The 23,862-nt window shown below is 73.7% G+C and carries 18 protein-coding genes; 12 read left to right on the top strand and 6 right to left on the bottom strand.

Going from position 1 to position 23,862, the window contains the following annotated elements; all coding sequences use genetic code 11:
- Positions 1-33 precede the first annotated feature (33 nt).
- Together AW27_RS08260 and AW27_RS08255 are read right to left on the bottom strand one after the other, a co-directional pair.
- Positions 34-2,169 carry an endo-beta-N-acetylglucosaminidase gene (locus tag AW27_RS08260; RefSeq protein ID WP_052031340.1) on the bottom strand — a complete coding sequence of 712 codons (2,136 nt, stop codon included), beginning with the start codon at positions 2,167-2,169 and terminating at the stop codon, positions 34-36.
- Positions 2,170-2,301: 132 nt separating this feature from the next.
- Positions 2,302-3,555, bottom strand: coding sequence for a glycoside hydrolase 5 family protein (locus tag AW27_RS08255; RefSeq protein WP_037929829.1), 1,254 nt, complete (start codon positions 3,553-3,555; stop codon positions 2,302-2,304).
- A 365-nt stretch (positions 3,556-3,920) separates the two neighbouring features.
- On the opposite strand from AW27_RS08255, the gene AW27_RS08250 reads away from it, so the two are divergent.
- Positions 3,921-5,048, top strand: coding sequence for a LacI family DNA-binding transcriptional regulator (locus tag AW27_RS08250; protein ID WP_106967705.1), 1,128 nt, complete (start codon positions 3,921-3,923; stop codon positions 5,046-5,048).
- Between the two features lie 84 nt (positions 5,049-5,132).
- Positions 5,133-6,131, top strand: a complete 999-nt coding sequence (locus AW27_RS08245; RefSeq protein ID WP_037930016.1) for an ROK family protein — start codon at positions 5,133-5,135, stop codon at positions 6,129-6,131.
- A gap of 3 nt (positions 6,132-6,134) precedes the next feature.
- Here AW27_RS08245 and AW27_RS08240 read toward each other — a convergent pair whose 3' ends face one another.
- The gene (locus AW27_RS08240; RefSeq protein WP_037929823.1) at positions 6,135-7,130 is read right to left on the bottom strand and encodes a TAXI family TRAP transporter solute-binding subunit; all 996 of its coding nucleotides are present in this window, start codon (positions 7,128-7,130) and stop codon (positions 6,135-6,137) included.
- Between the two features lie 175 nt (positions 7,131-7,305).
- Here AW27_RS08240 and miaB point away from each other — a divergent pair, with 175 nt between their 5' ends.
- Together miaB and AW27_RS08230 are read left to right on the top strand one after the other, a co-directional pair.
- The gene (gene miaB, locus AW27_RS08235; RefSeq protein WP_037929820.1) at positions 7,306-8,829 is read left to right on the top strand and encodes a tRNA (N6-isopentenyl adenosine(37)-C2)-methylthiotransferase MiaB; all 1,524 of its coding nucleotides are present in this window, start codon (positions 7,306-7,308) and stop codon (positions 8,827-8,829) included.
- Between the two features lie 55 nt (positions 8,830-8,884).
- Positions 8,885-9,607: a class III extradiol ring-cleavage dioxygenase family protein gene (locus tag AW27_RS08230; RefSeq protein ID WP_037929817.1), complete on the top strand. Its 723-nt coding sequence runs from the start codon at positions 8,885-8,887 to the stop codon at positions 9,605-9,607.
- Between the two features lie 125 nt (positions 9,608-9,732).
- Here the strand turns inward: AW27_RS08230 and AW27_RS08225 are convergent, their stop codons facing one another.
- Both AW27_RS08225 and AW27_RS08220 read right to left on the bottom strand, forming a co-directional pair.
- Positions 9,733-9,978: an antitoxin gene (locus tag AW27_RS08225; RefSeq protein WP_037929815.1), complete on the bottom strand. Its 246-nt coding sequence runs from the start codon at positions 9,976-9,978 to the stop codon at positions 9,733-9,735.
- Between the two features lie 23 nt (positions 9,979-10,001).
- Positions 10,002-10,169 carry a gliding motility protein gene (locus AW27_RS08220; RefSeq protein WP_370466464.1) on the bottom strand — a complete coding sequence of 56 codons (168 nt, stop codon included), beginning with the start codon at positions 10,167-10,169 and terminating at the stop codon, positions 10,002-10,004.
- A gap of 229 nt (positions 10,170-10,398) precedes the next feature.
- Here AW27_RS08220 and miaA point away from each other — a divergent pair, with 229 nt between their 5' ends.
- The 6 genes from miaA (at position 10,399) to hflX (ending at position 18,541) form a co-directional block, all read left to right on the top strand.
- The gene (gene miaA / locus AW27_RS08215; RefSeq protein WP_037929813.1) at positions 10,399-11,337 is read left to right on the top strand and encodes a tRNA (adenosine(37)-N6)-dimethylallyltransferase MiaA; all 939 of its coding nucleotides are present in this window, start codon (positions 10,399-10,401) and stop codon (positions 11,335-11,337) included.
- A gap of 125 nt (positions 11,338-11,462) precedes the next feature.
- Complete coding sequence (locus AW27_RS08210) at positions 11,463-11,981, top strand: hypothetical protein (RefSeq protein WP_037929811.1); 519 nt, start codon at positions 11,463-11,465, stop codon at positions 11,979-11,981.
- A gap of 152 nt (positions 11,982-12,133) precedes the next feature.
- On the top strand, positions 12,134-13,009 hold the full coding sequence (gene dapF / locus AW27_RS08205; RefSeq protein ID WP_037929809.1) for a diaminopimelate epimerase: 876 nt from the start codon (positions 12,134-12,136) through the stop codon (positions 13,007-13,009).
- Positions 13,010-13,149: 140 nt separating this feature from the next.
- A complete protein-coding gene (locus AW27_RS08200) occupies positions 13,150-15,246 on the top strand; it encodes a RelA/SpoT family protein (protein WP_037929807.1) in 2,097 nt (698 codons plus the stop codon).
- Positions 15,247-15,357: 111 nt separating this feature from the next.
- Positions 15,358-16,902 (top strand): M1 family metallopeptidase, encoded by a 1,545-nt coding sequence (locus tag AW27_RS08195; RefSeq protein WP_037929805.1) that lies wholly within the window; start codon positions 15,358-15,360, stop codon positions 16,900-16,902.
- Between the two features lie 133 nt (positions 16,903-17,035).
- Complete coding sequence (gene hflX / locus AW27_RS08190; RefSeq protein WP_037929802.1) at positions 17,036-18,541, top strand: GTPase HflX; 1,506 nt, start codon at positions 17,036-17,038, stop codon at positions 18,539-18,541.
- 160 nt (positions 18,542-18,701) lie between these two features.
- On the opposite strand, the gene AW27_RS08185 is transcribed toward hflX, so the two are convergent.
- Positions 18,702-19,871 (bottom strand): trypsin-like serine peptidase, encoded by a 1,170-nt coding sequence (locus AW27_RS08185; protein WP_052031339.1) that lies wholly within the window; start codon positions 19,869-19,871, stop codon positions 18,702-18,704.
- Positions 19,872-20,171: 300 nt separating this feature from the next.
- Here AW27_RS08185 and AW27_RS08180 point away from each other — a divergent pair, with 300 nt between their 5' ends.
- Together AW27_RS08180 and AW27_RS08175 are read left to right on the top strand one after the other, a co-directional pair.
- The gene (locus AW27_RS08180; RefSeq protein WP_037930011.1) at positions 20,172-21,488 is read left to right on the top strand and encodes a diaminobutyrate--2-oxoglutarate transaminase family protein; all 1,317 of its coding nucleotides are present in this window, start codon (positions 20,172-20,174) and stop codon (positions 21,486-21,488) included.
- 21 nt (positions 21,489-21,509) lie between these two features.
- On the top strand, positions 21,510-23,846 hold the full coding sequence (locus tag AW27_RS08175) for an IucA/IucC family protein (RefSeq protein ID WP_236647861.1): 2,337 nt from the start codon (positions 21,510-21,512) through the stop codon (positions 23,844-23,846).
- Positions 23,847-23,862 lie beyond the last annotated feature (16 nt).

Below are 23,862 nucleotides of genomic sequence, written 5' to 3'. Positions count from 1 at the left end.
TCCCGGCCCGATCCCGGCCCGATCCCGGCCGGGTCACGGCTCCCAGGGCAGGACCGCGGGGGCTGGTGCAGACGTCGCGTACAGCTCGTCGACGGCCCGTACCTCGAAGACGGCGGCCCGTTCCCGGCCCGCGCGGGGGACTCCCGGGAGGTAGAGAGCGGTGCCGCAGGTCCCGCCGAGGAAGCGGCGGCTGCCGTTCGGGAGCACCCGGTGCACCTCGTGGTGGCGCGGGGGCCCGTCGGTGCCGGCCGCCGCCCGCCAGGACAGGCGGAGCCAGGCCCTGCCGTCCCGGTGGGCGGCGGCGTCCACGGCGGCCGCGGTGGGCGGGGCCGGGCACCGGGTGCGGGCACCGTCGTGCACCGACAGCGCCCCGAGCCGCCACAGCGTCGGCCTGCCCGCGGGCGCGGTGATCCGTACGGCCAGGGCGTGCGCGGTCCTGCCCGCCAGCGGTGCGAGCGCGGCCCGGGCCGTCTGCCAGCCCGCCCCGGTCGCCGCGCTCCCGGCCCGTAGCCAGGTGTACGGGACCGGCTCGCCCGGGGCGGACGGCTCGCGGGTGGCCACGCCGACCTCGACGGTGACCGGACCCGACCCGGTCGCGTGCACCAGCTCCACGACGCTCGCCCGGCTCAGCGGCAGCCGGGTGGCGTGCAGCCCGACGGCGACCGGGGCCGTCAGGTCGCCCGAGACCAGCAGGCTGGAGCCGCCGCGCCAGGCGTCCGCAAAGTCCAGGGTGACGGACGGAGGCGTTCCGGCGGTCTCCACGACCCAGCGCCGGCCCGGCAGCCGGTCCTGGAGCCCGAGATGGTTCCAGGGCGTGTCGGAGGCGACCCGGCCGTTCTCGTACCAGCGCAGGCCGTGTCCGGTGTTGAAGGAGCAGGCGAAGGGGAGCCCGGTGACCGTGGACCGGTCGGCGACGGCCGTCGCGGGAGCCCGCCAGGAAGTCTCGGGCGCGGGCCGGGACGGGTCCAGGGACTCACCCGTCCAGAACCGGTCGTCCGCCTGGTGGAAGGCGCCGGGGGAGCGGTCGGCGAGGTGGCCCAGCGTCCATTCGGGCCGGTAGAAGGCATAGCTGACGACGTGGTCGCCGGTCCGCGGGATGATCGCGTCCCAGCGGACGTCGGTGTTCCAGCCCCGGGACTCCGTGTCCACGGCCGCCCACAGCTCGTGGCGGGAGCGGCCCAGCCGGTCGGCGAGCGCGCCCGACGCGGCCAGCGTCTGCGGGGTCCAGCGGAAGTCCACGAACACGGTGTCCGCGACCCTTCCGGCGCGGTCCTCGAAGAACTCCTGGTTGAGGGCGTTCAAGGCGCCCTGCCAGCCCACCCGGCCGGTGCTGTTCATGGCGTCGTACCAGGTGATCCGCAGACCGTGCGGCTCGCCCGCCGACCGCAGGGCCCGCAGGAATTCCCGCATCCGGGTGGCGAGGGCGCTGTCGCCGCCGTCGGTCTCGGCGTTGACGAACCAGCCGTCGAAGCCGTACGTCCGCGCGACCCGGACGAGCTGCTCCGCGATCGGGAAGCACCCGAAGCGGTCGCGCTGCACCAGGTCGCGGGTCCATCGCAGGTCGCCGCCGTACGCCACGGGCGGCAGGAACACGTTGCCCAGCACGCGGACCCCGTTGCGGTGGGCGGCGTCGACGACCGGCGCGTTCGGGGCCAGGATGATCCCCTCGCCCGCGGAGCCGCCCCAGAAGACCAGCTCGTCGATGTACGCCCAGTGCGTGAGCGCGTAGTAGTCGGCGGTGGCGGAGCCCTGCGCGGGGTTCCCGGCGGTCGGCGCGAAGGAGACGAGGGAGGCGATCCCGGCCTGGCCGGCCCGGGCCGTCCCGTTCGCCGGGACGGGGGTGAACCGCTCGGCGAGCGGCACGGTCGCGGTGTTGTGGGCCAGGTCGGGGTCGCTCCCGGGGGTCCACCGGCTGAGCGAGCGCCACACGATACCGGGGCCCGGGGTGCCTGCCGGGAGGGAGTCGGGGAACCAGTAGGAGGCGTACGGGGCCAGGTCGCCGGGGGCCGGCCGGTGCTCGGGCCCGGCCGTGGCCGCCGCGGCCCGGGTGCGGCCGGCCACGCCCAGCAGGGCGGCGGCGCACGCCCCGGCGGCCAGCGCTCTGCGCCGGGTCGGGCGTAACGGGACGGGCCGCGTACGGGGATCGACGCCGTGGTCGGTCTCGGACATGCGGGGCTCCTCACGAGGCGCGGGGTCGGGTCGGGGTCGGTTCCGATGGGCCGGGCCGCTTCCTGTCGGTCTGGGCCGGCGCCGGGGCGTGGTGTGCGGGGCGGGGCCGGGCGCCTTCGGGCCGCGTCGGGATCACAGCACGTCGCGTACGTGCAGCACTTCGGTGATCCCGCGCGCCGCCAGGTGGCCCGGGTCCCCGGCGCGCTCCGCCAGCACCACCGCGGGGCGCACCCCCCGGGCCGTCAGCACCGTCCAGGCGTCGAAGAAGACACCGCCGGGGGCGCACACGGAACGGCCGGGGGCCCGCTCCGCCCCACCCACGTCCACGGCCAGCGCGGTGGAGCGCGGTGCGGGACGGTGTACGAGGCCCCGCCACTCCCGGGCGAGCCGGGCGAGCGCGGCGCCGGCCGGCTTGGTGCTGCCATCGTTGGCGAGCAGGCCGAGGCCGTACTCCAGCTCCGGGAAGTCGGCGAGCTCCCGGGACACGTCGTGCGAGCACCACCACGTCACACCCCACAGGTCCGGGCAGTCCAGCGCGTTCACGACGGTGGCCTCGGTGAACCGGGCCGCCTGCTCCGGCCCGATCAGCGGCGCCGGTGCGCCGGCCTCCTGCAGCCACACCGGCCGGTGCGGATCGGGCGCCCAGGCCTTGGAGAGCTCGATCAGGTACGCGGCGTGGTGCTCGGTCGCCGTACCGCGCGCGCCGTGCCGCTGAGCGGTGCCGTCGAACACCCAGGAGTGGACGGCGGTCGCCCCGCCCAGTCCGGCGGCCTGGGCGGGCGTGAAGGGATGGTCGCCCCGGTACCAGACGGCGTCGTACTCGGCGTGCACGTGGAGCCTGCCGGGCGCCCCGAGCTCGCAGGCCGCGAGCATCCGCTCCAGCCAGTCGGCGGCCTGCGCCGGGGTGATGCGGTCCGGGTCGGGGTGCGGGGCACCGGAGAACTGATTGATCTCGTTGCCGACGGTCATGCCGAGGAAGTTCGGCCGGTCGGCGAGTGCCGCGGCAAGCGTGCGCAGGTACTCCTCCTGCCCGGCGATCACGTCCGGGTCGGTGAAGAGGCTGCGTCGGTGCCAGGTCCGGGTCCAGGCGGGCAGGAAGTCGAAGCTGGACACGTGCCCCTGCAGCCCGTCCACACTCACGTCGAGCCCGCGTCCGGCGGCGGCGTCCGCGAGGGCGACGAGCTGCTCGACGGCGCGCGGCCGGATCAGCGCCCGGTTGGGCTGGAAGACCGGCCACAGCGGGAACACCCGGACGTGGTCCAGCCCGAGCGCGGCGATCGCGTCGAGATCGGCCCGGACCGCGTCGAGGTCGAAGTCGAGCCAGTGGTGGAACCAGCCCTCGGCGGGCGTGTAGTTGGCACCGAAGCGGGGCGCGTGTTCCTGCACAGGGCGTCCTGATTTCTGGAGTGTGCACGAATTCACCGGACGGGCGACAAACTGCCGGTGCGGGTGCGGAAAGTCAACAGGGCCTCCGTAGCGTCCACTTATGCGCTTCAGTCCCTTCAGTACAAGGCCACTGTTCTGAACTGCCCTGTCGGCTAATGCGATTTAGCGCTGTGGCCTGCATGGGAACTGTGCGGAAACGGACAGCCGATTTCCGGTCATCGCGGCCGGCTGTTCCCGGGCGTCCCCGCACGGCGCGGCGATCGGCGGTTGCGGTGATCGGGGGGTGTCCGACGCTGCCGGATCGCGTACGGTCCGGCCATCGCCGTCCGCAGTCCGCACCGCCCGAAGGATGAATGAGGCAGGCCATGGCCCGCAGACCCACGATCAAGGACATCGCCCGACGGGCCGGAGTCTCGCAGAGCGCCGTCTCCTTCGCGCTCAACGACCGGCCCGGCGTGTCGAAGGACACCCGGGCCCGGATCCGTCGCGTCGCCGACGAACTCGGCTGGCAGGCCAACAGCGCGGCCCGGGCACTGTCCGGCGAACGCTCCGGAGCCGTCGGGCTCGTGCTGGCCCGCCCCGCGCACACACTCGGCGTCGAGTCCTTCTTCCTGCAGCTCGTCTCCGGCATCCAGGAGGTCCTGGCCGGGGCCCGAACCGCCCTGCTGTTCCAGGTCGTCCACGACGTCGACGCCGAATGCGCGGTATACCGCCGCTGGTGGGCGGAAGGGCGGGTGGACGGCGTACTCGTCGTCGACCCCCGGACGGGGGACCCGCGACCGGAGCTCCTGGCCGAACTGGGCCTGCCCGCGGTCACCATCGGCGAGCCCGACCCCCGGACCGCACCCACCCCGGTCCTCCCGGTCCCCGAGGTCTCCGGGCCCGGCCCGGTCCCCGGCTCCCCGGTGCTCCCCGCCACGGCGCCCGTCTCGTCCGTCTCGTCCGTCCGGGCCGACGACGCGGGAGCCATGGCACAGGTACTGGACCACCTCCACGGGCTGGGCCACCGCAGGATCGTCCACATCGCGGGGCTCCCCGGCCTCGCGCACACGGCCCGCCGGATGGAGTCCCTGCGGGCCGGGGCCGAGTCCCGGGGCCTCGGCCCGGACCAGGTGCGCTCCGTGGTCACCGACTACTCCGACGCGGAGGGCGCGGCCGCCACCCGGCGGGTCCTCGCCGAGCCGCAGGCGCCGACTGCGCTCGTCTACGACAACGACGTGATGGCCGTGGCCGGCTGCGCCGTCGCCGCCGAGCTGGGCATTCCCGTGCCCGGCCGGTTGTCGATCGTCGCCTGGGACGACTCCGCGCTGTGCCGCGTCACCCACCCGAGCCTCACGGCCCTCGTCCGCGACACGGCGGGCTTCGGCCGGCTGGCCGCCGAGGAACTGCTGTCCCTGCTCGCCGGCGGGCCGCCGGGGGTCCGGGAGAGCGAGCGGCCGAGGCTGGAGCCTCGCGGCAGTACGGCGCCGCCCCCGGCGCATACTGGTCCCTGACCTCTTCCTGGAGCCGCCACCGTGATCACCCACACCGCCCCGTCGCCCACGCCGCGCGCCGCCGCAGCGGCCGCCGGACCGACGGTGGCGATCGACATCGGCGGCACGAAAATCGCCGGGGCGCTGGTGCATCCGGACGGAACGATGTCGGCCACCACCCGCCGCGCCACCCCGCGCGGAGGGGACGCCGAAGACGTCATGGCGGCGGTGGCCGAGGTCGTCGCCGACCTGTCCCGGTCGCCGCTGTGGCCCTTCGCCGTCCGCTGCGGGATCGGCAGCGCCGGCCCGGTGGACACGTCCCGGGGCACGGTCAGCCCGGTCAACATCGGAGCGTGGCGGGATTTCCCCGTCCAGGAGCGGGTCGCGGCGGAGCTCGCGGCGCGCGGTGCCGACCTGCCGACCGTACTCGCCGGTGACGGCGTGGCGATGACGGCGGCCGAGCACTGGCTGGGCGCGGCCCGCGGCCACGCGAACGCCCTGTGCCTGGTGGTCTCCACGGGCGTCGGCGGCGGCCTGATCCTGAACGGTCGGCTCCACCCCGGTCCGACCGGCAACGCGGGCCACATCGGACACATCAGCGTGGCCTTCGACGGCGAGCCGTGCGCCTGCGGCGGCCACGGCTGCGTCGAGTCGATCGCCTCCGGCACGGCGATCGCCCGCTGGGCCCTCGCTCAGGGCTGGACCCCGTCGGCGGGCTCCGTCCGGAGCGGCCGCGACGGCGCGGACGGCGCTGCCGGCCCCGGCACCGCGCGCGACGCCACCGCGGCAGGCGTGGCGGCGTCCGCCGCGCAGGGCGACCCGGTCGCACGGGCCGCCTTCGACCGCGCCGGCCGCGCCCTGGCCGCCGGCATCGCGGCCGGCGCCACCCTCGTGGAGACGGACATCGCGGTCATCGGAGGCGGAGTGGCCGCCGCCGGGGACGTCCTCTTCGGTCCGATCCGCGCCCACCTCGCCCGGTACGCCACACTCTCCTTCGTCCAGAACCTCCAGGTGGTGCCGGCGGCCCTGGGCACCCACGCGGGACTGATCGGCGCGGCAGCTGCGGCGACGATGCTGCTGCCCCCGTCCTCGCCCGCGGCGTGAACGTCAGGGCTTGACGGACCGGTAGTAGCGCCGGGCTCCCTCGTGGAGCTCCAGGGGATCGGTGTAGATCGCCGTGCGCAGGTCCACCAGCTGCGCCGCGTGCACCTCGCGCCCGACCCGGTCGCGGCTCAGGATCACCGTGCGGGTGAGCCGCTCGGTCAGCGCGGCGTCGGTCTTGGCCGTGGTGACCAGCAGGTTCGGCACGGCCAGGGTGGTCACCGCGCTGGTGTTGCGCGCCCGCGTGTACGCGTCCTGCGGCATGACGGCCGTCCGGTAGTAGCGCGCCGGGCCACCGTTGCTCTGGAGCTGCTCCACCAGGTCGCCGAGCTGGACGAGCCGGATGTCGAAGCGTTCGGACAGTTCGCGCACCGCGTTGGTCGGCAGGCCGCCGGACCAGAAGAAGGCGTCGATACGGTCCGCCTCCAGCTCGGCGGGCATCGTGTCGAGTCCGATGGACACCGGTGTGACGTCCAGGACCGGGTCGATCCCCGCCGCGGTGAGCAGCCACTCCGCGATGAGCCGCACCCCGGAACCGGGCTGGCCGATCGCCACCCGCTTGCCCCGCAGGTCCCGCGCCGACTGCACCGGTGACCCGGCCGGCACCACCAGCTGCACGTAGTCGTCGTAGAGTCGCGCGCATCCGCGCAGCAGGTCCGCGTCCGGTTTGCCGTCGAGCCGGTACTTGGCGACGGCGTCCGCCGTCGCCACGGTGAAGTCCGCCTCCCCGGTGGCCAGCCGCTTCAGGTTCTCCTGCGAGCCCTCGCTGGTCACCAGCGTGACGTCCACCCCGGGCATGTCACGTCCGAGCGCCTGCTGCAACAGCGTTCCGTACCGGTGGTAGACACCGGTCCGCGCCCCCGTGCTGAAGGTCAGATCGCCCTCCGGCTCCGCCTGCCCGAAGGGCTTCAGCCACCACGTGAGCACACCGAGCACGGCGAGCACGGTCACCAGGACCCGCAGGGCGTGGCGCCTGCTGATCCGGGGCGGTACGAGAGGCATGGGCGCGATCCTGCCACCCGGCCGCCCTCCTGTCACGGCGCGGACCGCCCCCCGCCCCCGCCCAAGGTCGCCGTCGATGCCCTTGACCTGCGGCTCGTCCGGCCAGGCCGCCGTCCTCCCGGTGAGCCGGCGGACGGCGGCCGGAGGGCTTCCGTCCACCGCCTACCCTTGTTGCATGACCAGCAGCGACCGGAGCCAGGCAGTGGACGAGAAGCGAAGCTACGAGGTGCGCACCTACGGGTGCCAGATGAACGTGCACGACTCGGAGCGGCTCTCCGGTCTGCTGGAGGACGCCGGCTACGTCCGGGCGCCCGAGGGCTCCGACGGCGACGCCGACGTCGTGGTCTTCAACACCTGCGCGGTCCGCGAGAACGCCGACAACAAGCTGTACGGCAACCTCGGCCGGCTCGCCCCGATGAAGACCAAGCGCCCCGGCATGCAGATCGCCGTCGGCGGCTGCCTCGCCCAGAAGGACCGCGACACGATCGTCAGGAAGGCCCCCTGGGTCGACGTCGTCTTCGGTACGCACAACATCGGCAAGCTGCCCGTGCTGCTGGAGCGCGCCCGCATCCAGGAGGAGGCGCAGATCGAGATCGCCGAGTCTCTGGAGGCCTTCCCCTCCACGCTCCCGACCCGCCGCGAGTCCGCGTACGCCGCATGGGTCTCGATCTCCGTCGGCTGCAACAACACCTGCACCTTCTGCATCGTCCCGGCGCTGCGCGGCAAGGAGGAGGACCGCCGCCCCGGCGACATCCTCGCCGAGGTGGAGGCCCTGGTCGCCGAGGGCGTCTCGGAGATCACCCTGCTCGGCCAGAACGTGAACGCCTACGGCTCCGACCTGGGCGACCGCGAGGCGTTCAGCAAGCTGCTGCGCGCCTGCGGCCAGATCGAAGGCCTGGAGCGGGTCCGCTTCACCTCCCCGCACCCCCGCGACTTCACCGACGACGTGATCGCCGCGATGGCCGAGACCCCGAACGTGATGCCGCAGCTGCACATGCCGCTGCAGTCCGGCTCCGACCCGATCCTGAAGGCGATGCGCCGCTCGTACCGCCAGGAGCGCTTCCTCGGCATCATCGAGAAGGTGCGCGCCGCGATCCCGCACGCCGCGATCTCCACCGACATCATCGTGGGCTTCCCCGGTGAGACGGAGGAGGACTTCCAGCAGACGATGCACGTGGTGCGCGAGGCCCGCTTCGCGAACGCCTTCACCTTCCAGTACTCCAAGCGGCCCGGCACCCCCGCCGCCGACATGGACGGGCAGATCCCCAAGGAGGTCGTGCAGGACCGCTACATGCGCCTGGTCGCCCTCCAGGAGGAAATCTCCTGGGAGGAGAACAAGAAGCAGGTCGGCCGCACGCTGGAGGTCATGGTCGCGGAGGGCGAGGGCCGCAAGGACGGTGCGACGCACCGCCTGTCCGGCCGCGCCCCCGACAACCGCCTGGTCCACTTCACGAAGCCGGAGCAGGACGTCCGCCCCGGCGACGTGGTCACCGTCGACATCACCTACGCCGCCCCGCACCACCTGCTGGCCGAGGGCCCGACGCGGACCGTGCGCCGCACCCGCGCCGGCGACGCCTGGGAGAAGCGCAACGCCGCCCCGGCCCAGCCTGCGGGCGTCATGCTCGGCATCCCCACGCTCGGCGTCCCCGCGCCGCTCCCGGCCGCCGTCTCCGGCTGCTCGGTGCCCGCCTCCTCCTGAGGGACGGGCCCGCCTTCGGCCCGGGCTGCGGGGCGGTGCGGCTAGGCTGCGGATCATGCTCGTAGCCGCCGCCGTCTGCCCCGCCCCGCCGCTGCTCGTACCGGAGGTCGCCGCGGGCGCCGCCGCCGAACTCGGCGACGCCCGCACCGCCTGCTCCGACGCGCTCGCGGTGCTCGCCGCCTCCCGGCCCGACCTGCTGGTCGTGGTCGGGGCCGCCGCCGAGGGCGGTGGATACGACCAGGGCACCCCCGGCAGCTTCGCCGGCTTCGGCGTGGACCTGACCGTCACCCTGGGCCCGGACCTGGGCGAGGCGCCGAGCCGGCACGCCTCCACGGGAACCCTCCCCGCGTCCCTCGCGGTGGCCGGATGGCTGCTCGGCCGGGCCCGGTGGGCGGCCGCCCCGGTCGCCGGCGTGGCCGTCGCCGAGGACCTGCCCCCGAGCGGTTGCGGCCTCCTCGGTGCGGATCTGGGGCGTTCCGCCGCACGCGTGGCGATGCTGGTCCTCGGGGACGGCAGCGCCTGCCGCACCCTCAAGGCCCCCGGATACCTGGACGAGCGCGCCGCGGGATTCGACGCCGCCGCCGCCCGTGCGCTGGGCGCCGCCGATGCGGCTGCGCTCGCCGCGATCGACGCCGGGCTCGCGGCCGAGCTCCAGGCCTCGGGTCGGGCGCCGTGGCAGGTGCTGGCCGGCGCCGCGCAGGGTGCGGACCTCGTCGGGCGGCTGCTGTACGAGGACGCCCCGTACGGCGTGGGGTACATGGTTGCCACCTGGTCGTAGCCGACGCCACCCGGCCGCAGCGGTGGCGGGCCCGCCGGCACCCGCAGCAGGTCTCCACCGGGCCCTCAGCGCCGAAGGGGCCTGGAACCGGCACCAGCCGGTTCCAGGCCCCTTCCGTGACCGCGTCAGGAGGCGGTCGGAGGCGTCGGCCCGCCGGGGGTGTCCTTGTGCGCGATCTTCCCCAGGGCGTCCTTCGCCTTGCCCGTCCCACTCGTGATCTGGCCGCTGTACTTGCCCTTGGTCTTGGAGTCCACGGCCTTGGCGACCTTGTCCAGACCCTCGCTGATCTTGCCTTCGTGCTGCTGCGCGAGATCGCCGACCTTGTCCTTCGCCGGAGCGAGCTTGGCCTTCAGATTGTCCAGCAGGCCCATGGGTCACCTTCCGTTGGCGTGCGCTACGTACGGGCGCCCTCGCCGGCTTCGCTGTCCGCGGCCACCTCCGCCGACTGCTGCTTCGGAATCTCCACGGCTTCCGCCGGCTCGCTCTGTGCAGCAGCAGGCTCGCTCTCGCCGGCCGCACCGGACTCCGCCGCCGGAGCCGCGGTCGCGACCCCTTCGGTCACGGCCTCGTTCCTGCGACGGAAAAACCGATCAAAAACGCCCATGTCTACTCCCGTAACGTTACGCGTGCGAGTGAAGTTCCGCGTCGACCGAACCGGTCCGCGACCGGTCCGCGCCGGGCGTGCGCACGGCGCATCCCCCGGCCGGAACCCCGCCAGGGCAACGACCCCGGCACCACCCCGTCACGTAGCTCGATCGGGTACATCCCCCAGGGTTTGCGAGACTGGGGCCGTGAGGAAAGCAGCCCCCGCCCCGCGGGTCATCGCCGTCGTCGGTCCCACCGCGGCAGGAAAGTCCGACCTGGGCGTAGCCCTGGCCCGCCGGTTCGACGGAGAAGTCGTCAACGCCGACTCCATGCAGCTGTACCGGGGGATGGACATCGGCACCGCCAAGCTGACGACCGAGGAGCGCGGCGGCGTCCCGCACCACCTCCTCGACATCTGGGACGTCACCGACACCGCCAATGTCGCGGAGTACCAACGGCTGGCCCGCGGGGAGATCGACAAGCTGCTCGCCGAGGGCCGCACCCCCGTCCTCGTCGGCGGATCCGGCCTGTACGTCCGGGGCGCCCTGGACGTCATGGAGTTCCCCGGCACCGACCCCGAAGTCCGCGCCCGGCTGGAGGAGGAGGTCGCGCTGCGCGGGCCCGGCGCCCTGCACGCCCGCCTGGCCGCCGCCGACCCGGAGGCCGCCCGGGCCATCCTGCCCAGCAACGGCCGGCGCATCGTCCGCGCGCTGGAGGTCATCGAGATCACCGGCAAGCCGTTCACCGCGAACCTGCCCGGCCACGAGTCCGTCTACGACACGGTCCAGATCGGCGTCGACGTCGCCCGGCCCGAGCTCGACGAGCGGATCGCGCGGCGCGTCGACCGGATGTGGCAGGACGGCCTGGTGGACGAGGTCCGGGCGCTGGAGGCCCGCGGACTGCGCGACGGCATCACTGCCTCCCGGGCGCTGGGCTACCAGCAGGTGCTGGCCGCGCTCGCGGGTGAGTGCACCGAGGACGAGGCACGGGCGGAGACCATCCGGGCGACCAAGCGCTTCGCCCGCCGCCAGGACTCCTGGTTCCGCCGCGATCCGCGCGTCCACTGGCTCAGCGGAGCTGCCGCAGACCGGGCGGAACTCCCCCAGCTCGCCGAGTCGTTGGTCGAACGAGCGGTTACAGCCTGATCACGTGATGGCATCGGGAAGCCCCGGGCGCCCGTAGCGGGGTCGGGGGCGTGCCATCATCAAACTCCAGCAGGTGCGATCACCTGCACTGCATGGCGGCGTACTGAGTCCGAGTGGGAGGGCGCGTGGCGATGGAGGCCGGCCCTCGCGACACCGGGCGGGACGACACCCGAAGGGAAGCGGACCCGATGCTTCTCGGCGGGACGGACGGGACCGCGGGCCTCGGGCTGCCCGCGGACCCCGCGCGGCTGACCTCGGACGGCCCGGACGCCCCGGACACCGCCGAGGCCGAGGCGGCCGCCGGAGCCGAGTTCGAGGTCGAACTGCGGCCGCGGCGCCGCCTGCGCGTGTGGCAGATCGCCCCCATCGTCATGCTCGCCGCCGCCGGCTCGTTGATGTTCGCCTTCCCCCTGGCCTTCGAGTTCGGCGACGGCGGAGCCGTGGTCGCCATGCTCGGCTTCCTCATCAGCTGCTGCGCCGGAGGCTGGGGGATGATGGCCGCCCGACGGGTCGGCTACACATGGCCCGGTCTCCCGGCCCGGGGGAGCGGCCGCCGCCCCGACTGGCGCATGGCCGCGCTGTACGCCGTGGTCGCGCTGGTCGTCGTAGGCCTCGCCGTGTACCGGGTCGCCCGGCTCCGCTGACCGCCGCCGGCGGCGGTGACCGTTCCAGGCTTCCGGCGACCGTCCCGGACCTCCCGTGACCGTCCCGGACCTCCCGTGACCGGCTCCGGGGCCCCGGTGACCCCCGACGGGCCGCCCGGCGCCCGTGAGCAGGGGCTCGGTACCATGGGCGGGTGACGCAGACCACCCTCTCCTTCCTCAAGGGCCACGGCACCGAGAACGACTTCGTGATCGTCCCGGACCCGGACAACGCCGTCGAGCTGCCCGCTTCCGCCGTCGCGAAGCTCTGCGACCGGCGCGCCGGCATCGGGGGCGACGGGGTCCTGCACGTCGTCCGGTCCGCAGCGCACCCCGAGGCGGCGCACCTGGCCGACGAGGCGGAGTGGTTCATGGACTACCGCAACAGCGACGGCTCCGTCGCCGAGATGTGCGGCAACGGCGTGCGCGTCTTCGCCCGCTACCTCCAGTACGCCGGCCACGTCGAGCCCGGTGACCTGACGGTCGCCACGCGCGGCGGCGTCAAGCGGGTGCACCTCGACAAGGGGGGCGACGTCACCGTCTCGATGGGCCGTGCCGCGTTCCCCGAGGGCGAGGTCACCGTCAGCGTCGGACCGCGCAGCTGGCCCGCCCGCAACGTGAACATGGGCAACCCGCACGCGGTCGCGTTCGTCGACAGCCTCGACGACGCCGGGAACCTCCTGACCGCCCCGCCGTTCAGCCCGGCGTCCGCCTACCCGACGGGTGTCAACGTCGAGTTCGTCGTCGACCGCGGCCCCCGCCACGTCGCCATGCGCGTCCACGAGCGCGGCTCCGGCGAGACCCGCTCCTGCGGCACCGGCGCCTGCGCCGTCGCCGTCGCCGCCATCCGCCGCGACGGCGTGGACCCCGCCGCCACCGGTGAGCCGGCCACGTACACCGTCGACCTCCCCGGCGGGACGCTCGTCATCACCGAACACCCCGACGGGCAGATCGACATGACCGGACCGGCCGTCATCGTGGCCGCCGGTGAGTTCGACGAAGCCTGGCTCACCGAAACGGCTTTCTCCTGAAGCCTCCCTCTAATGGGTGATCCGTTTCACGCTGTGCGAGAGGTGGACTGCGCCACGTGGTGGGGTCGGTAACATCAGGCACCGGCCCTGAGGGCTCACCCCATGCCCACCACCGCCGGTCGAAGCCGCCGGAGGTGCCCATGAGTGCAGAGGCCACGAACCCCGAAGCACACCCCGAAGTGCGCCCTGAGCTCCGCAGACGGGGCCGGAGCAGGCTCGATCTGCGCCGCCTCGGGCGCGCGGCGCTGCTCGGGCCGACGTCCCGGGACCGGCTCCCGGACGCAATCGGCCATGTCGCCGAGGCCCACCGCGCCCACCATCCGGACGCCGATATGTCCATTCTGCGGCGCGCCTATCTGCTCGCGGAGAGCTCCCACCGCGGCCAGATGCGAAAAAGTGGTGAGCCGTACATCACACATCCACTCGCCGTCACCCTGATCCTCGCCGAACTGGGCGCCGAAACCACCACCTTGACGGCCTCTCTGCTCCACGACACCGTCGAGGACACCGACGTGACCCTGGATCAGGTCCGCGCCGAGTTCGGCGACGAGGTCTGCTTCATCGTCGACGGCGTCACCAAGGTCGAGAAGATCGACTACGGTGCCGCGGCGGAACCGGAGACCTTCCGCAAGATGCTCGTCGCCACCGGCAACGACGTCCGCGTGATGTCCATCAAGCTCGCCGACCGGCTGCACAACATGCGCACCCTGGGCGTGATGCGGCCGGAGAAACAGGCCCGGATCGCCAAGGTCACCCGTGACGTCCTGATCCCGCTTGCCGAACGGCTCGGCGTGCAGGCCCTCAAGACCGAACTGGAAGACCTCGTCTTCGCGATCCTGCACCCCGAGGAGTACGAGAGCACTCGCGCCCTCATCGCCGCCCACGCCGGCGAGCGCGACCCGCTGCCCGGCATCGCCGACTCCGTACGGACCGTCCTGCGGGAGGCGGGCATCGGCGCCGAAGTACAGGTACGGCCGCGGCACTTCGTCTCCGTCCACCGGATCACCCGCACCCGCGGCGAGCTGCGCGGCTCCGACTTCGGGCGCATCCTCATCCTGGTCGGCGAGAACGCCGACTGCTACGCGGCACTGGGGGAGCTCCACACCTGTTTCACCCCGGTGGTCTCGGAGTTCAAGGACTTCATCGCCACCCCGAAGTTCAACCTCTACCAGTCCCTCCACACCGCCGTGGCCACCCCCGAGGGGTACGTGGCCGAGGTCATCGTGCGGACCCGACAGATGCACCGGGTCGCCGAGGCCGGCGTGGTGGCGCTCGGCAACCCGTACGCCACCGCGGCGCCCGACGCCACCGCGACGCCCGATGCCGCCGACCCGTACGAGGAGCGGGTGGACCCGACCCGGCCCGGCTGGCTGTCCCGGCTGCTCGACTGGCAGCAGTCCGCACCCGACCCGGACACCTTCTGGAGCGTGCTCCGCGCCGAGCTCGCGCAGGACCGGGAGATCACCGTCTTCCGGGCCGACGGGGGCACCCTGGGCCTGCCCGCCGGAGCCAGCTGCATCGACGCCGCCTACGCGCAGCACGGAGAGGCGGCCCACGGCTGCATCGGCGCCCGCGTCAACGGGCGCCTCGCCTCACTGTCCTCACCGCTGTCCGACGGTGACACCGTCCAGCTGCTGCTCGCGCAGGACGCCTCCTCCGGACCCGCCGCCGAGTGGCTGGACCACGCCCGGACGCCCGCCGCCCGCATCGCCATCAGCAGCTGGCTCGAATCCCATCCCGACCGGGCCATGGCCACCACCTCGGCCGCGCGGGCGCCGCTGTCGGTGGTCGGAGCCCGGGGCGGCGGGGCCAACGCCGTGGCCGACCTGCCGGACGCCACCGTCCGGATGGCCGGGTGCTGCACCCCGGTCCCGCCGGACGCCGTCGCCGGATTCGTCGTCCGCGGCGGAGCCGTCACCGTGCACCGGGTCCAGTGCGCGGCCGTGGCCCGGATGCGCGCCGTGGGCCGCACCTCCGTCGCCGTGCACTGGCGGGCCACCGCGGACTGCCGGGTCACCCTGCTCGCTGAATCGTTCGGCCGCCCGCATCTGCTGGCGGACCTGACCGAGGCCATTGCCCACGAGGGCGTCGAGGTGGTCTCCGCGACCGTCGAACCCCCGGTCGAGGGCCGGGTCCGGCACACCTACACCCTCCAGCTGCCCGACGCGGCCGGCCTGCCCGCACTGATGCGCGCCATGCGTGACGTGCCGGGCGTGTACGACGTCGGCCGCGCGTAGGGCGACGGCGCCGGCCGGGCGTAGGCCGGTACGGCGCCGGAAGGTCCCGTTCGGGTGGCCCCGTCGCGCGCCGTACGCCGTCCCGTGGCGGGCGCTGGTAAGCGGTGGTGGATGCAGCTCTCCTCGCCCCGCCTGCGCGCCGCCCTGCTCGCCGCGGCCTCCCTCACCCTCGTCGCCGCGGTACTGCCCCCGCCGAAGCCCCTGGGCATCGGGGACCGCCTCTTCCCCGAGCTGGGGAACCCCGGCTACGACGTGCTCGCGTACGACCTGTCCTTCACGTACAAGGACAACCTGACCCCGCTCGACGCGGTCACCGTCATCGAGGCCCGGGCACTGGAGCCGCTGGAGCGCGTCAACCTGGACTTCACCCACGGCACTGTGGCGTCCGCCGAGGTGAACGGGGAGCCCGCACGCTTCGAGAGCGTCGGGGAGGACCTCGTACTGACCCCACCGCGGGCGGTGGCGGAGGGCGGCGCGCTGCGGATCACGGTCCGGCACACCAGCGACCCGCGCGGTCGCGGGGACGGCGGCTGGGTGCCCACCGAGGACGGTCTGGCCATGGCCAACCAGGCCGACGCCGCCCACCGCGTGTTCCCCTGCAACGACCACCCCGCCGACAAGGCCCTCTTCACCTTCCGGATCAGCGCACCCACCGGGCTCACAGCCGTCGCCAACGGCCTCCAGGCAGGCCCTGCCCGGCGCACGGGCCCCACCACGACGTGGACGTACCGGACCCGCCACCCCATGGCCACCGAGCTGGCCCAGGTCTCCGTGGGCCGCTCCGCCGTCGTCCACGGGACCGGACCGCACGGGCTGCCGCTGCGCGACGTGGTGCCCGCCGCCGACCGGCAGCGGCTCGACCCCTGGCTGAAGAAGACCGCCGGCCACATCGAGTGGATGGAGGAGCGCGTCGGCCGCTACCCGTTCGAGAACTACGGGGTGCTGATCGCGCGGGCGACGACCGGCTTCGAGCTGGAGACGCAGACCCTCTCGCTCTTCGAGAGCAGCCTGTTCTCCGGCGAGGGCTACCCCGAGTGGTACGTCGAGGCGGTGATGGTCCACGAGCTCGCCCATCAGTGGTTCGGCGACAGCGTCAGCCCCCGGACCTGGTCCGACCTGTGGCTCAACGAGGGACACGCCACCTGGTACGAGGCCCTGTACGCGGACGGCCTGGGCACGTACTCCCTGGAGCGGCGCATGCGCGAGGCGTACCAGCGCTCCGACCAGTGGCGGGCGGCGGGCGGCCCCCCGGCCGCCCCGAAGGCCGCGGCGCCCGGCGAGAAGATCGGGCTGTTCCGGCCGGTGGTCTACGACGGCGCCGCGCTGATCCTCTACGCACTGCGACAGGAGATCGGCGCCCCCGCCTTCGAGCGGATCGAACGCCGCTGGGTCACGCGGTACCGGGACGGGGTCGCGGGCACGGCCGACTTCGTCCGCCTGGCCTCGCAGGAGGCGGGTCGCGACCTCGGAGCCTTCCTGGAGCCGTGGCTGTACGGGACGAAGACCCCGCCGATGCCGGGGCACCCGGAGTGGAGCGCCCCGGCGGCGGACCGGGCCGCGCGGGGCAAGCAGGCACCGAGCCTGGCCGCACCGAGCATGGCCGCACCGGGCATGGCCGCACCGGGCGGGGCTGCGCCCGGCGGGAAAAGGGTGTGACCGCCTACGAACGGGCATGTCACCATCGACGGGTCCGTTCGGGGAATCCCCGGGCGGTGTGACACGTTGGACGTGACATCCACCGTGTCCCCGCCAGGCGTGACACTGCTATTCGAATCGACGTAAGGATCCAATGACCTCCTCTTCTTCCGCTTCCCAGGACGAGCGGGACGCGACCGACGCGCGTGAACCGCAGAGCTTCACCGAGAGCCTTCGGGCCGATGCCCTGATGGAAGAGGACGTCGCCTGGAGCCACGAGATCGACGGAGACCGGGACGGCGACCAGTTCGACCGCTCCGAGCGCGCGGCCCTGCGCCGCGTCGCCGGTCTCTCCACCGAGCTCGAAGACGTCACCGAGGTCGAGTACCGACAGCTCCGCCTGGAGCGCGTGGTCCTCGTCGGCGTCTGGACCTCGGGCACCGTGCAGGACGCGGAGAACTCCCTCGCGGAGCTCGCCGCCCTCGCCGAGACGGCGGGCGCTCTCGTACTGGACGGCGTGATCCAGCGCCGTGACAAGCCGGACCCGGCCACCTTCATCGGTTCCGGCAAGGCCCGCGAGCTGCGCGACATCGTCATGGAGAGCGGCGCCGACACCGTCGTCTGCGACGGTGAGCTCAGCCCCGGCCAGCTCATTGCCCTCGAAGACGTCGTCAAGGTCAAGGTGGTCGACCGGACCGCCCTGATCCTCGACATCTTCGCCCAGCATGCCAAGTCCCGAGAGGGCAAGGCGCAGGTCGCACTCGCGCAGATGCAGTACATGCTGCCCCGGCTGCGCGGCTGGGGTCAGTCGCTGTCGCGGCAGATGGGCGGCGGCGGCGGTGGCGGCATGGCCACCCGAGGCCCCGGTGAGACCAAGATCGAGACCGACCGGCGACGCATCCGCGAGAAGATGGCGAAGATGCGCCGGGAGATCGCGGAGATGAAGACCGGCCGTGACATCAAGCGGCAGGAACGGCGCCGCAACAAGGTGCCCTCGGTCGCCATCGCCGGTTACACCAACGCGGGCAAGTCCTCACTGCTCAACCGCCTCACGGGCGCGGGCGTACTGGTGGAGAACGCGCTGTTCGCCACCCTCGACCCGACCGTGCGCCGGGCCGAGACACCCAGCGGCCGGATCTACACCCTCGCCGACACCGTCGGATTCGTCCGGCACCTGCCCCACCACCTCGTCGAGGCGTTCCGCTCCACGATGGAGGAGGTCGGCGACTCCGACCTCATCCTGCACATCGTCGACGGTTCGCACCCGGCTCCGGAGGAGCAGCTGGCGGCGGTGCGCGAGGTGATCCGCGAGGTCGGCGCGGTGAACGTGCCCGAGATCGTGGTGATCAACAAGGCCGACGCCGCGGACCCGCTCGTCCTGCAGCGGCTGCTGCGGATCGAGCGCCATTCCATCGCCGTCTCGGCCCGCACGGGCATGGGCATCGAGGAACTCCTCGCGCTCATCGACTCCGAGCTGCCTCGGCCCGAGGTCGAGGTGGAGGCCCTGGTGCCGTACACCCGCGGTTCGCTGGTTGCCAAGGCGCACGCCGAGGGCGAGGTGATCTCCGAGGAGCACACCCCGGAGGGCACTCTGCTCAAGGCACGCGTCCACCAGGAGCTTGCGGCGGACCTGGCACCGTACACGCCGGCCAAGCAGTAGCCGGGCCGCTGCCGGCACCCTACGGCTGACTGCTGCCGCGTGCCGGGAGCGCCGGCACGACGGCGTCGCCGAGACCTTCTCACGGGTGAGGGCCCCCTGCACGCGCAGGGGGCCCTCACCCGTTCGTTCCCGCTCCGGGGCCGGTGCTCCCGGGTAGGGGCTACTTGAACTTGCGGCTCACCGCGTCGAAGATGCCCTTCGCCTCCGGGCCGAGCCGCGGTCCGGCCAGCCAGCCCGCCTTGGCCGGGCCGATCGAGGTGTTCGACACCAGCGCCGGCCGCCCGTCCGCGCCCGCCGCGACCCAACCGCCGCCGGAGGCGCCGCCGGTCATCGTGCAGCCGATGCGGTACATCACCGGCTCGTTCGCCTTCAGGGTCAGCCGGCCTGGCCTGTCCGTGCACTGGAAGGCCTTCTGGCCGTCGAACGGGGCCGCCGCCGGGTAACCCGTCGCCGTGATGCCCACGACCTTCGGCACGGCGGGCGCGGCGAACTCGACCGGGAGCGCCGAACCGACAGTCTCCTCCAGGGACTTGCCGCTTCCCTTCTCGGGCGTCACGTGCAGTACGGCGAAGTCGTACGGAGCCCCCGCGCCGCCGGTCGGGCCGCCCGTGGCGATCCACTGGTCGGAGGTCTGGGCCCAGTCGCTCCACCACACGCCGTACGGGGCCACCTGCTCACGCGGCGCGCCCTTGAGCTGCGCCGACGGCTTGCCCGCGTTGTTGTAGGACGGGACGAACGCGATGTTGCGGTACCAGCCGCCCGCCTTGCCCGCGTGCACGCAGTGGCCCGCCGTCCAGACCAGGTTCGACTTGCCGGGGTGCGCCGGATCCTTGACCACGGTCGCCGAGCACACCATCGAGCCCTCGGGTCCGTCGAAGAAGACCTTGCCGGACTCCGGAACGCTGGCGTGGTAGGGCGCGCTGGCCGGCTTGGCCGCCACCGGCGCCGGGGTCGGGTCGGTGACGCCCTGGTCCTTGCCCGCGTCCGGGTCGACGGACGGACGCTGCGGCTGCTCGGCGTCGCGCATCCGGTCCGGGTCCCAGAGGTCCTCGATGATCGGGTTGATGTAGTCGCCCGCCTCGCGAAGCCAGTCGTCCTTCTTCCAGTTCTTCCACTCACCCCCCTTCCACTTCTCCACGTCGATGCCGCGCTCCCTGAGCTTCTCCTTGAGCTGGTCCGGGATCTTGATCCCGTCCGCGGCCGGAAGGCTCGCCGCCACGGTCGGCTTGGCGTCGCCGCCGGCCTCCCCGTCGCCGGGACCGCAGGCTGCGGCGGTCAGCACGAGGGCGGCCGCGCACAGTGTCGCGGTGACCGGTCGGTTCGGTCGCATGTCGTTCGTCCCCCTGGAGGTTCGAGGCGTGGAGTGGAGCCCCCCACTATGCCGCTGCCGCCTTGGACGACCCAGCCCGGGTCGATGGTTCCTGATGCTCACTTCATGACAAGGATCTTGAGTCCACCCGTGATCCGTCGCCGTCACCGTCGTTGGTACGTACGGGGGACGGGGGGAGCGTTGGTGTTCGAAGGGCAATCCGAAAGTGCAGTCAGTGCGGGAGGAGCGGTACGCGTGGCTTTCACCGAGCAGGCCGGGGCGGCGGCAGCGACACGGACCCCGCCGCAGGGGAGCTCCGAAGTGCCGCCGCAGGGCAGCCGCGCAGCAGGTCAGGACGGCATTCTGCGCAGGCAGGCGCAGCGCGAGTCAGCCGCCCGGACCTACGCCCGGTCTCTGCCGATCGTCCCGGTGCGGGCCCGCGGTCTGACCATCGAGGGCGCCGACGGCCGCCGCTACCTGGACTGCCTCTCCGGTGCCGGCACCCTTGCGCTCGGACACAACCACCCGGTGGTGCTCGAAGCGGTCCGCGCAGTCCTCGACTCGGGCGCGCCACTTCACGTGCTGGACCTCGCGACACCGGTCAAGGACGCCTTCACCACGGAGCTGTTCGCCAACCTGCCGCCCGAACTGGCGGCCGACGCACGCATCCAGTTCTGCGGGCCCGCCGGTACGGACGCGGTGGAAGCCGCCCTCAAACTGGTGCGCACCGCGACCGGGCGCTCCGGACTCCTCGCCTTCACCGGTGCCTACCACGGCATGACCGCCGGCGCCCTGGACGCCTCGGGAGGCGCTTCCGAGCCCCGGGTGACCAGGCTTCCCTACCCGCAGGACTTCCGCTGCCCGTTCGGCGTCGGAGGCGCCGAGGGAGCCGAACTGGCCGCGCGCTGGACGGAGAACCTGCTCGACGACCCCAAGGGCGGCGTCCCGCTGCCCGCGGGCCTGATCGTCGAACCCGTGCAGGGCGAGGGTGGAGTCAACCCGGCCCCGGACGGCTGGCTGCGCCGCATGCGCGAGATCACCGCATCGCGGGGGATCCCCCTCATCGCCGACGAGGTCCAGACCGGCGTCGGCCGCACCGGCGCCTTCTGGGGCGTGGACCACGCAGGGGTGGTGCCCGACGTGATGGTCCTGTCCAAGGCGATCGGTGGCAGCCTGCCCCTCGCGGTGATCGTGTACCGATCAGGCCTGGACATCTGGACCCCGGGTGCCCACGCCGGCACCTTCCGCGGCAACCAGCTCGCCATGGCCGCCGGTACGGCCACGCTCGCCTTCGTCCGCGAGAACCGGCTCGCCGAACGCGCCGCCGCTCTCGGCGACCGGATGCTGGCGGCCCTGCGCGGTCTGGCCTCCGGGCACCCCTGCATCGGGGACGTCCGGGGCCGGGGCCTCATGATCGGCCTCGAACTGGTCGACCCCGACACCGGAGCCGCCGCACCGGCCCTCGCAGCGGCCGTCCGCCAGGAGTGCCTGGAACGCGGTCTGATCGTCGAACTCGGAGGCCGCCACGGGGCCGTGGTCCGGCTGCTCCCGCCGCTGACCCTGACCGACGAGCAGGCCGCGGCGGTCCTCGATCGCCTCGCCGACGCCATCCCGGCCGCCGCCCGCCGGCCCCGCTGACCCGCACCCCGAGGATCCGTGATGCCAGAGCCGTACCAGTCCACCCCGATGCAGTCCGGCCCCCATCCGCAAGACCCGGCTCCCGCCGCCTCCGTGCCCGCCGCCGTGGGCGAGCCGGACCACCCGCAGCCGCTGCCCGACCGAGCCCGCACGGCGTCGTCGCTCCCCGGAGGCGGAGCCGACGCCCCGGCACAGCCCTCGCCGGTGGTCGACCCCGCGCCCGCGGCGGACGCCGAAGCCGTACGGGACCCCGCGCTGCCGCAGCTGCCCGCCACGCCGGCCGCGCGTCCACCGGCCACCAGCGCGCAGGCCGCGCCCGCCGACACCGGGCCCCGCATCAGCACCGGGAACGCCCCAACTCCCGACGCGGTGCCGGGCAGGGCCGAACCGCACATCTCCTCGGTCGAGCCGTCCCCCGCACACCGCTCCGCCACCGGGGCCCACGCCGGCGGGAGCACGGCCGGGTACGCCCTGGCGCGGGAGGCCGCTCCGGGCGGGCCGCCCCCGGAGCCGGGCGCAGCCGACGCCGGGGCGGCGACCACGGTGCCCCGGCAGAAGGACGGCACGCCCCGCGCCCGCACCGGCCGGCCGGGCTTCGTCCGGCCGGAGCCCACCGCCGGACCCGACCCCCTGGACCACCCCGAACCGGCCCTCGCCGCCGAGGCCGCGGCGGTGGAGAACCTGCTCCGCTGCTGGATCCGAGAGTCCGGCCTGCGCCGCCCTGACGCACCCGCCGGGAGCCCCCTGCGCATCCCCCTTCCCGCATCCGGCACCGCCGTGCTGGTCGCTGTCCGCCACTGGTCCCACACCGGCTGGCACCGCTTCGGCCCGGCCCGTCTCGAAGGCACACCCATCACCGCGCCGTGCCTGGACGCCGTCACCCTGGCCGCGCTCATCGCCCGCGAGGGTGCGGTCGACGGCCGAGGCAGCGCCGACCTCGTCGGCCGGGTCGCCGACTCGGTGCGCCGTACCGCCGAGTTCATCGCCGACCGGCGAGAACGCCCCACCGCCCCGGCCCCCGCCGGCGCGGACCGCTTCCTCACCGCCGAACAGTCACTCCTCCTTGGCCACCCCCTCCAGCCCGACCCCAAGAGCCGCGAAGGACTCTCCGAGAACGAGGCTCCCCGCTACTCACCCGAACTCCACGGCTCCTTCCCCCTGCACTGGTTCGCGGTCGAGCACTCCGCCCTCGCCACCGAATCAGCCTGGACCGAGCGCGGCCGCCCCGTCTCCGCTCCGCAGCTCATCGGCCGGCTCGCCCCCGGACTGTCGCTGCCCGACGGCACCACCCCCCTTCCCCTGCACCCCTGGCAGGCCCGCGACCTCCTCCAACGCCCATCCGTCACCGCCCTGCGTGACGCCGGACTCCTGCACGACCTGGGTCCCCAGGGGGAGGCCTGGTACCCGACCTCCTCCGTCCGCACCGTCCACCGGCCCGGCGCCCCCGCGATGCTCAAGCTCTCCCTGGGCCTGCGCATCACCAACTCCCGCCGCGAGAACCTCCGCAAGGAACTCCACCGGGGCGTCGAGGTACACCGGCTGCTCCGCACCGGCCTCGCCGAGCAGTGGCAGGCCGCCCACCCGGGCTTCGACATCGTCCGCGACCCGGCCTGGGTGGCCGTGGACGCCCCGGACGGCACCCCCGTCCCCGGTCTCGACGCCTTGCTGCGCCACAACCCCTTCCGCCCGGGCGACGACGCCGCCTGCGTCGCCGCACTCACCTCTCCCCGACCGCGGCCCGGCCGGACCACCATGCGCTCCCGGCTCGCCGAGATCGTCTCCGGTCTCGCCTCCGCCACCGGACACACCACCACGGCCGTCGCCGCCGAGTGGTTCCTGCGCTACCTCGACCACGTGGTCCTGCCGGTCCTCGCCTTCGACGCCCTCGCCGGCATCGCCCTCGAAGCGCACCAGCAGAACACCCTGGTCCTTCTCGACCCGGCAGGATGGCCGACCGGTGGCCGCTACCGGGACAACCAGGGCTACTACTTCCGCGAGTCCCGCCGGACCGAACTGGAGCAACGGCTCCCCGGAATCGGCACCCGCAGCGACACCTTTGTCCCGGACCCCGTCACCGACGAACGCTTCGCCTACTACCTCGGCATCAACAACGTGCTGGGCCTGATCGGCGCCTTCGGCTCCCAGCGCCTCGCCGACGAACGCGTCCTCCTCGCCGCCTTCCGCCGTTTCCTCGCCAAGGCCGCGGGCCTCGGCCCGCTCCCCACCCGGCTGCTCGACTCGCCCACCCTGCGCTGCAAGGCGAACCTGCTCACCCGCCTGGGTGGCCTCGACGAGCTCGTCGGCCCCGTCGACACCCAGTCCGTCTACGTCACCATCACCAACCCCCTTCACCCTTGACGCGTCGGCGCCCGAC

It is taken from the genome of Streptomyces sp. PCS3-D2 (assembly GCF_000612545.2).
Classification (GTDB): Bacteria; Actinomycetota; Actinomycetes; order Streptomycetales; family Streptomycetaceae; genus Streptomyces.
Note: the sequence above shows the minus strand (reverse complement) of the source record. Positions and strands in the feature narration are given on the sequence as shown.